Below are 9,908 nucleotides of genomic sequence, written 5' to 3' on the forward strand. Positions count from 1 at the left end.
GGGGGCCGGCGATCGGCCGATCGGAAGGCGGCTCACTGTCGAGGCATTCCACAGATAGTCGCGTTCCTCGCGGTCGAAGGGCATCGCGCCGGCGACGAGCGCGTCGGGGTCCGCGGCGCGAAAGAAGGCGGCGACCCTCTCGGCAACATTCGACGCGTTGCCCCGGGGCAGAAGCTCGCCCTGGCCGATGCCGCGAAGGATTCGGTTTCGTGACTGGAAGGCAAACAGCGGACGGTCGTCGTCAAGGGAATGCGCCGCACCTGTTTCCTTCGCCAGCGCGCTCATCGTGCCGCTCCGCGAAGCGGGGTTCCGGATGGTGCGATGGTCGGAGCGGGGGAATTGTACTGCATTGGCTTCATCCTTGAAATGGACTTGAAAGAAGTCGCCGGACGGGTGGGTGCGCTATTCCGCGGCCTGTCGCGACGAAGGGGTTCCGGGTGCCGCTTCGCGGCTGGCACTCTCGACCAGCGCATTCAGCAGCGGCCCGAGGATTTCCAGCGAGGCGGGGGAGACGATGTCCTCGTGGGAGCAATGGGAGAGGCGATGGACAGACAGGCTGGCGACCCGGTCGAGCCAGCACCTGTCCGGATCGATGCCCGGCGGCACGGACCTGCCGGCGACGAACAGCGTGACGTGACCGTCGTAGTCCGGCGTGGTCGCCCTGGAGAGCAGCCTGACGCTGTCGCGGTAGTTGTCGAAGATGTGCCCGAACATCTCCTCCTTCTCGCGCCGCAGGTCGTCGTCCATGACGTCGGCCATCGCGTCGTTGATGAACTGCTCCTGTTCGCGCTCCGCGCCGAGATCGGCCTGCGCCCCGTCGGGGTCGCTCCAGTCGTGCTCCTCGGACGGATAGGTATCGAGGAGACCCAGGAAACGGACCGTTTCGCCCATGCGCCGCAGGCGAACCGCAAGGCCGTAGGCGATGGTGCCGCCGAGGGAATAACCGAGAAGATAGTAGGGGCCTTCGGGCTGTATCCCGCGCAGGACGGCAAGCTGCCTGTCGCAGGCCTCGTCGAGCGAGGCGCTGACGGCGATCGGACCGTTCGGGCGGGGCGACTGCAGGCCGATGATCGGCATTGCCGGATGGAGATAGCGCGACAGGACGCTGTATTGCCACGAGACGCCGGAGGCCGGATAGATGCAGATGAGGGGCGGCCCGGAGCCGTCGCGGAGGCGGATGACGGGCTCGAACCCGCCCTTGGCCATGTCACCCACCAGTTCGCCGGCAAGCAGGTGTTCGGCGAGTTTCGCGACGGTCGGCATGATCATGATCTGGCCGACGGAAACCTGTCGCTTGAGCTCGCGGCGGATGCGGGCGGCAAGGCGCATCGCGAGAAGCGAATGTCCACCGATCGCGAAGAAATCCTCGTCCGCGCCCACAGCATCGCGGCCGAGAAGGTCCGAGAAGATCGTGGCAATCCGGCTCTCCAGCCCCTCGGCGGGCGGCCGTCCCGTCGACGAAGCCGCGCCGGCCGTCGCCGGAAGCGGAAGTGCCTTCCGGTCGAGCTTGCCGTTTGGCGACAGCGGGAGAGCATCGAGCGCCATGAAGGTGACGGGGACCATGTGGGCGGGCAGAACGGCCCTCAGCCTGGCGCCGATCGTGTCGAGTGTCGCGGGCAGGCCGGGCTCCTGCACGAGATAGGCGACAAGCTGGCGTTCATCAGCACCCTGAAGTCCCGGCTTGCCGAATTGCACCGCCTGCACGACCGCCTGGCGGATGCCGGGCACCTTTTCGATATGCGCCTCGATTTCCCCGAGTTCGACCCGCTGGCCGCGAATTTTGATCTGGTGATCGGTTCGTCCGAGATATTCCACTTGTCCGTCCGGCAGCCAGCGCGCGACATCGCCGGTGCGATACATCCGTTGTCCCGTCGCGAACGGATCGGCGACGAAACGGCCGGCCGTCAGGTCGGGACGGCCGAGATAGCCGAGCGCAAGCTGCACGCCGGAGAGGTAGAGTTCGCCGGCCACGCCGATCCCGACGGGGCGAAGCAGGTGATCGAGGATGCGCAGCTGCGTGTTCCAGACCGGCAGCCCGATCGGTACGCTTCCGCTGCCGCGAACCAGATCGCCGGCCGCAGGCGCAAAGGTGACGTCGATGGCCGCTTCGGTCGGGCCGTAGAGATTGTGGAGTTCGGCATCGAAGAGATCCGAGAAATCCCGCGCGAGACCTTTCGCAAGGGCCTCGCCGCTGCAGAACACGCGTCTCATCGATCGGCACACGGCGGCCGGGCCTGCTTCCCTGGCGGCGGCAAGGAAGACTGCCAGCATCGAGGGCACGAAATGCAGCGTGGTCACGGCGTGGCGCTCGATCAGCCCGATCAGGGCGGACGGATCCCGGTGAGCGTCCGGCGGCGCCATCACAAGCCGGGCGCCGACGACATAGGACCAGAAGAACTCCCAGACGGACACGTCGAAACCGCAGGGGGTCTTCTGCAGTACCACGTCCGTGCCGTCGAGCGGGTAGGCGCTCTGCATCCAGAGGATGCGGTTGACGATGGCGCCGTGCGACACGACGGCGCCCTTCGGCCGGCCCGTCGTTCCGGAGGTGTAGAGCACATAGGCCGGTGAGGTGGACCCGAGGCCGTCGCCGGAAACGTCCCGTACCTCGGCGGCAGAGCCGCAGAGTTCGTCGAAAAGAACGGTCGTCGCCCTGCTCCCCAGCCGTTCGACCGACCGGCTGTCCGTCACGATGACCCGCGGAGCCGCATCCGCCAGCATGAAGGCCAGCCGGTCATCGGGATAGCCGAGGTCCAGCGGCAGGAAGGCCGCTCCCGCCTCGATGACGGCGAGCAGGGCGATACTGAGCCGTGCCGATCTCGGAAGGGCGACGGCCACGATATCGCCAGTGCAGACGCCTTGCCGGCGCAGCCGTGCGGCAAGATGCAGCGCCTGTCGGCGGACCTCCCGGAACGTCAAGGTGCCGGTTTCATCCTGCAGTGCGACGGCGTCGGGTGTGCGGCCGGCCTGGGCCAGCAGCAGATCCCGAAGCGTCAGGGATGGAAGTGTCTGGTCAGTTGCGTTCACGGTCGTGACGAGCGCCCTGTCGCGCGCTGAACGCACGGGAAGGGTGGCCACCGGCTGCTCCGGATCGAGGATCAGGGCTTCGAGCAGGGCGGCGACGCGCTCCGCGACCGCCTGCGCATCGTCAACGGCACCGCGGCTTTCGATGAGCAGTGTCAGTTCCCGTCCCGGCAATACGAGCAGGGCCAGCGGATAGTGGCTGTAGCCCCGGTTGTGGATTCCGGTTACCGCCAGGCCGTCGATATCGAGGCCGAGATAGTCGCTGTCCGGGTAGTTCTCGACGACCAGCAGCGTGTCGAAAAGCGGCTTCCCGCCCGCCATCGTCTGGATTTCGGCCAGCCCCAGGGCATCATGCTCCATCAGCACGGCATGCCGGGTCTGGATCGTCTCGGCCTGCGCCCAGAGCGACACGTCCGGTCGCAGGTCCACGCGCACCGGGATCGTGTTGAGGAAGAGCCCGATCTGGTTGCCGATGCCGTCGATCGGCGCCGAGCGCCCCGCGACCGGCGTTCCGAAGACGACGTCGTCGCGCCCGGACATGGAGCTGAGCACCATCGCCCAGACCGCCTGCATGAGCACGTTCAACGTGATGCCTTGCCGCCGCGCGCGCGACAGCAGGGCCTCGGTGAGGGTTTCCGGCAACCTGAATTCGTGCTCCTCGACGGTTCCGTCCGCCATTGCCCGATCGAAGAGCAGTGTCGGCATCACGCCCTGGAGAACGGCCTGCCAGTGTGCCCGGCTCGGTGCCGGGTCGCGTGCCGCGAGATGGCGGACCACATCGCCGTAGCGTCGTTGCACCGGCGGCAATGCTTCTCCATCGTCGCGGTAGGCGTCGAGCAGATCGCGCAACAACAGCGGCGTCGACCAACCGTCGATCATGAGATGATGAATGACGACGACGAGCACATGCATCTCGTCGGACAGGTGCACGAGCGTCGCGCTCAGCAAGCGCCCGTAGGCCGGACCGAAATGGCTTCGTTCGACGGCGCTAGCAACGATGCGATCGAGCGCATTGCCGCGCTCATGCGCTTGCTGACGAGAGAGATCGTGTTCCTCCCACGGCCAGAGGCAGCTGGCGCCCGGTGCGAATGCCGGCACCACGAGGAGCGGCTCGTCACGCCCGTCCATGTCGAAGACGCCGCCGAGCTGGGGATGCTTGCGGAGCACCGCGTCGAAGGCGCGCCGAAGCCGGTCGACGTCGAGGCGGCCTTCGAGATCCAGGCGGCTAAAGGCGTTGTAGCTGCCGGCGCGATCGCCGAGTGCGGCGTGGAAGAGCATGCCCCTTTGCGTCACCAGCGTCGGAACGACGTCATCGACCGCGCCGTATCGTGCCTGCAAGGCCGCCCATTCTTCTTCGGAAACGGTCGGGGTTGTGGCCGCGCCGGTCTGCTGATCCATCGCCGCCGCTTTGGCCACGCGCGCCATCCGGCGCGCGTCGCGTTCGGCGAATATGTCCCGTGGCCGCAGGACGAGACCGTCTGCACGCAGGGCGGTGCAGAGCGTTATGGCGGTGATGCTGTCGCCGCCGAGCGCAAAGAAGTCATGCTCGAGACCGACGGCCGGCAGCCTGAGCACGCGGGCCATTGCCGAGCAGATCAGGATTTCCTCCCGGGTCGTCGGCTGCCGCTCGACGGCCACCGACGGCGCCGGCAGCCGTGCCCGGTCGACCTTGCCGTTCACCGTCAGCGGCAGGGTATCGAGCAGGACGATGGCGGCGGGCAGCATGTAGTCCGGCAGCCGGTTGCGCAGGTCGTTGCGAAGGCGCTCCGCCGTCACCGTCTCCATGCCGGTCTGAGCTACGATCGTGCAGTAGGCGATGAGCCGGTGGCTGCCTTCAAGGGGTTCGGCAACGACCAGTGCCGTCGCGACCTCGGGCAGATCCGTGAGCGCCGTTTCGATTTCCGCGACTTCGATCCGATAGCCGCGCACCTTGATCTGCTGGTCGTTGCGGCCGAGAAATTCGATGGTGCCCTGCTCGTTCCAGCGGACGCGGTCGCCGGTGCGATACATGCGTTCACCGGGCCTGGTGGGGTCCGGGACGAAGCGCTGCGCCGTCAGGTCCGGGCGTCCGATATAACCCTCGGCGAGACCGCTGCCGGACAGATAGAGTTCACCTGCAACCCCGATCGGCACGGGCCGCAGGCGCGCGTCGAGAACATAGGCATGGCCGTTGCCGATCGGCCGGCCGATCACGGGATGATCCGCTATGGCAAGCGGTGCGTGCAGGGCGTCTACGGTGAATTCGGTCGGGCCATAGAGATTGTGGGCGTGAAGGGCCGGATAATGCCGCAGCGATCGCCAAAGCGATGGCGAGGCCGCTTCGCCACCGATCAGCAGCACCGTCGGCTCGTGTCTCTCCGGTGCCATCAGGCCGCAGGCAAAGAGCTGCGTGCAGAAGGAGGGCGGCAGGTCGAGCGCGTCGATCCGGCGCATACCGATCGCTTCTGCAAGCCGCTCGGCGTCCCGCCGCAGGTCGTCCTCGAGAACGTGCAGTTCCTGCCCGTGCAACATCCAGAAGATCTGCAGCCAGGACGAATCGAAGGCGAAGGAATGGGTGTGCGCGGCCCGAAGCGTGCGATCCGGGTGCCGTCTTGCGAACGCGTCGAGGGCCGGACGGTAGATCGTCGGGCCATGGGCAAGGAACAGGTTGAGGAGCGCCCCATGGCTGTTGATGACGCCTTTCGGGCGCCCGGTGGATCCGGAGGTGAAGATGACATGGGCGATGGTCGTCGCCGACAGGGGGCTCTTCCGTTCGTCGATCGTGATCGGGCCCGCATCCTGCCGCCCGCAGGCGTAAACGATGTCCGGGTTGTCGATGCAAAGACTATCGGTGCCGGGCGGCAACGTGGCAGCGTGCGCCTTGTCCGTGATGACGAGGCGAGGACGGGCGTCCTCGCACATCATCGCCAGCCGTTCGGCCGGGTAGTCGAGATCGAGCGGCATGTAGCTTGCCCCGCTCGCTAACACGCCAAGCATGGCCACGACCGGCTGTTCCGTCCGCGGCAGCGCAACGGCGACGATGTCGCCCGGCCCGATACCGCCTGCCATCAGGTGGCGGGCAAGGCGGAAAACATCAGCCGCGAGGGTTGTGAAGTTGAGAGACCTTTCGCCGAAGACGAGGGCCGTAGCATCGGGGGTTGCGGCTGCCTGGCGGACGAAGACATCGACGATCGTGGTCAGCGGGGGGGACTGTTCCACACGCGGCCCGCTTCCGAGAAGGGCCAATTGCTCTGCCTCGTCTTCCGCCATGACCGGCAGCGCGTCGACGGCAATCGTCTCGTCCGTCAGGAATGCATTGATGACGCGGACCAGCCGGGAGGCATGCTGCGCGAGGTCTGCCTCGCCGTAGAGCGCGCCAGCGCCGCGCATCTCCAGCGTCACGGCATCATCGTGGATAAGGATGCCGAATTCGATGTCGTCGACCGGGCCGGTCGCAAGGTGGCGGGTGGCGCCTCGCACATCGCCGAAGTGCAGGTCATAATCGAACATTCGGTAGTTCACGACCGGGCCGTAGAGCGGGCGGCCACTTCCGACGATACCGAGATCGCGCAGGATGCGTTCCGCGTCGTAGCGTTGATGTCGGCGCGCCTGCCGCAGTGCGGCCTTGACACTGCCGGCGAGTGCCGGAAGCGGCCGGCGGCCATCGACCTTCGCCAGAACCGGGAGAACGTTGACGACGGGAACGGTGGCGTTGATGGCTGCCGAGCCCATCCGCCGCATGAAGGGCACGCCGATCGCCTGTGCGGCGCTGCCCGAAAGGCGGTAGAGATAGGCCGCAACCGCCGCCGTCAGCAGATCGAAGACCGCGACGCCATGGGCGGATGCCTTCTCCTGCAGCTGCCGAAGGTGATCGGACGGGAGCGTCTTCGCGTATGCGGTTATCGCCGCGCCTTGCGGCGAACTGCCCGCAATACGCGAAGAAAGGCTCGCCGGCGCCGGCAGTTGGGCGCAGTGGGCCGACCAGAACGCCCTGTCCTTCGCGAAGTCCGGGGAGACGGGATAGGACTGCTCCTCCGCGACGACCTCGGCGACGGAGCCGAACGGGGAGGGTCCGACGGCCTCGCCCCGCCGCCTCAGAGAATAGATGTCCGCGATACGGCGTGTCAGTGCCGTGAAGCTGAAGCCGTCGAGCATGATGTGATGATACCGCTGGTACCAGATCCAGGCCGGCCCGCCGGCGCTCCGCCCGAGCGAGAAAATCACCTGTCGGCAAAGCGCACGGTCTCCTGTCACAGGCAGATCCTGGCGGAGATCTTCGTCCATCAGCGCCCGTGCCGCCTGCGCCGGGTCGTCCTCCGCGCCGAGGTCGATCAGTTCGACGGGTGGCAGACCCTCCGCGGACTCGCGGTTGCGAATCCTCTGCCACTGGCCGGCTTCGTCTTCGAAATAATGCGCTGTCACGGTGTCTGCTTCGCCGAGGCCGTGAAGGATGGCTTCCTTCAGAAGGGCGACGTCGATATCGCAGGAAAGGTCCACCGCATGGGCGATCGCAAAGGTGTTTTTCTCCGACGCGAGCTGATCCGCGAACCAGATACCCAACTGGGTGCCGACAAGGGGGAATTTGGACATGCGTTTACCTCGCGCCCGCCCGGCGGACGGCGCCTGTTGACTGGTTTCTGATTGCCGCTGCCCTACGCCTCTGCGGGGCAGGATCCCTTCCAGACACGCCCGATATGCTCGAGGCACGCCGTCCGGTCCGCGGGTCCGAAATTGGCGGACCAGCCGGGCGGCACGGCGGCGAAATCGGGCCACAGGCTGAACTGGCCGTCCTCGTTGACGACCGCGAGAAAGCGGTGGCGGTCGTCGTCGAACGGATTGATGTATTCGCCATTCACCATCGGTTTGTCTCCGTCATGAGCCGTTCGTCAGTCGCTTCGGACCTGCGGACGCCCTGGCGCGCAACAGTTCCCACATGCCGTCGATGGTCGGCCGTCGCGCAAGTTCGACGAAGCTCACGTCGAACCCGACCTCCTTCCACGCTGCGATCAGCTGCATGGCGTCGATGGAGCTGAGGCCGAAATCCATGAGGTTGTCGCCGTCTTCCGGCTCCTCGTCGAGGAAGGCGAGAACCTGCCGGCGGACGGCCTCCTTCGAGAGTGCCGCCATAAGCGGAACCTCGACCCCTGATGGCGATTGCGGTTGCTGGAGCGTCGAAGAGGGACGATGCATGATCATTCTTCCTTGCGAAGGGTGGAGGCCGCGGCCCTGGAGATCGAATTGAAGCGCGGGAGCCAAGTTGGTTGCGTCGTCATGAGCCGGCGCCTTCAGGTGTGCCCGCCGGCGCGAAGCCGCGGGCGTTCCGTTTCTGCAGGCCGAACACCCACGCAAGCAGGACGCTCGCGACCATTGCCGCCGCCCCGAGCGCGAAAACGCTGCCGGCGGGTGTGAGCGCCTGCGCGAACAGACCGGCTGCCAGCGCCCCGATGATGTCCCCCAGGGTGTCCTGCGCTGACCAGAGGCTGTTCACCCGACCGAGCTGGCTGTCGGGTGTGTGTGCCTGGAGCAGGGAATATTGCAGCAGCGATGCGATCGCCGTAGCATAGCCGTAGGTGGCGAGGACCGGCAGGGCCAGAGAGACGTGGCCCACTGCCCCGACAGCGGCAACGCAGCCGAATGCCAGCAGGCACATGCCGGCCATGACCGCGTCGGGCCGTCCGAGGTTCCGCGCCCAGCCGCTCAGCACCGCGCCGATTGTCGCGCCGACCGGGACGGCTGAATACATCAGGCCGACCTCGAGGGCGCCGCCTCCGAAGGCGTCGGCGCCGAGCGCCGGAAACAGGATGCGCATGGAACTCGCGAGCGTCAAAAGGGTGCCGAAGGTGAAGATGGCGAGAACGAAGCGCTGCCCGAGAACGAATGAAAACGCCTCGCCGAGCAGCCGCAGAGGGTTCACCGCCTCCTGTTGCGCCGGAATCATCGGCGGGAGGCGCAACAGCGTCAGCACGGTCAGCAGCGTCGCGCCGGCAGCGAGCGCGTAGTTCCACGTCAGGCCAGCCGAGGCGATGATCGCGCCACCCAGGGCCGGCGCGGCGATCGTCGCGAACCGTGCCGTCATCATGCCGAGGGCACCTGCCTGCATCAGGTTCTCGCGACCGACGATATGCGGCATCGCCGCCATAAGGGCGGACACGCCCAAGGCCCCGAAGAAACCATCCCAGAAGGCCAGAGTGCAGATTACGATAACCGACGGCGACACGAGCAGGCTGTTGACGGCGAGCGCCACGAAGCCGATGCCGCAGACGCCGCGGGCGATCAGGATGAGGCGTCGGCGATCGTAGAGATCGGCGAGAACGCCGCCCAGCAGCAGGCCGATGAACATGCCGGCGCCGTCGAGCGCGGCGACGAGGCCAACGTGGAAGCTGGATCCCGTTATGGCATAGACTTGCACCGGCACGCTCACCGCCAGCATTCCGAGCCCGGCCAGGGAAACCGTGCGGGCGATCAGGATCTGCCGAAAGGCCGGATTGCGCCGCAGCAGCGAGGTGTCCACGAGAATATCCGACAGGGTCATGTCAACACTCCAGGAACAGGCGTCGACCTGCGACGCAGCGGTGGCAGGACGAGGCCCGCGGTTTGAAGGATCAGGCCGAGCACAGCGTCCGAGTGGGCGTCGAGATAGAAGTGGCCGCCGGGATGGATATGGCGTGCGAAATCGCCCGTGGTCTCCTGCCGCCATTCGGCGAGATTTGCGGCCGGGCAGGTCGCATCCCGATCACCGCCGAACGCGGTGATCGGCAGGGCAAGTGGCGCGCGGGCGTGCCGCTTCCAGGTGCCAAGCGCCGTGAGATCAGCGCGCAGCGCAGGCAGAAGGTGCGAGAGCACCGGTGTTTGAACAGGCCCTTCCGGGAGGTCGTGCAGGGTGTATAGGAGGGCGAGCAGCGTCC

Annotated in this window: 6 protein-coding genes; all 6 read right to left on the reverse strand. The window is 66.7% G+C overall.

Going from position 1 to position 9,908, the window contains the following annotated elements; translation table 11 throughout:
• On the reverse strand, positions 1-285 hold a 285-nt coding region (locus LXM94_RS04855), incomplete at its 3' end, for a hypothetical protein (protein WP_235770024.1).
• 117 nt (positions 286-402) lie between these two features.
• On the reverse strand, positions 403-7,593 hold the full coding sequence (locus tag LXM94_RS04860) for a non-ribosomal peptide synthetase (RefSeq protein WP_235770025.1): 7,191 nt from the start codon (positions 7,591-7,593) through the stop codon (positions 403-405).
• A gap of 62 nt (positions 7,594-7,655) precedes the next feature.
• The gene (locus tag LXM94_RS04865) at positions 7,656-7,862 is read right to left on the reverse strand and encodes an MbtH family protein (protein WP_235770026.1); all 207 of its coding nucleotides are present in this window, start codon (positions 7,860-7,862) and stop codon (positions 7,656-7,658) included.
• A gap of 13 nt (positions 7,863-7,875) precedes the next feature.
• Positions 7,876-8,193, reverse strand: coding sequence for a phosphopantetheine-binding protein (locus LXM94_RS04870; protein ID WP_235770027.1), 318 nt, complete (start codon positions 8,191-8,193; stop codon positions 7,876-7,878).
• Positions 8,194-8,272: 79 nt separating this feature from the next.
• A complete protein-coding gene (entS, locus tag LXM94_RS04875; RefSeq protein ID WP_235770028.1) occupies positions 8,273-9,535 on the reverse strand; it encodes an enterobactin transporter EntS in 1,263 nt (420 codons plus the stop codon).
• Positions 9,532-9,908, reverse strand: a 377-nt coding sequence (locus tag LXM94_RS04880) for a thioesterase II family protein (protein ID WP_235770029.1), incomplete at its 5' end; no start/stop codon positions are given. The genes LXM94_RS04880 and entS, both read right to left, overlap by 4 nt.

This window comes from Rhizobium alarense (genome assembly GCF_021555155.1).
In the GTDB taxonomy this organism is placed as follows: Bacteria; Pseudomonadota; Alphaproteobacteria; order Rhizobiales; family Rhizobiaceae; genus Rhizobium_D; species Rhizobium_D alarense.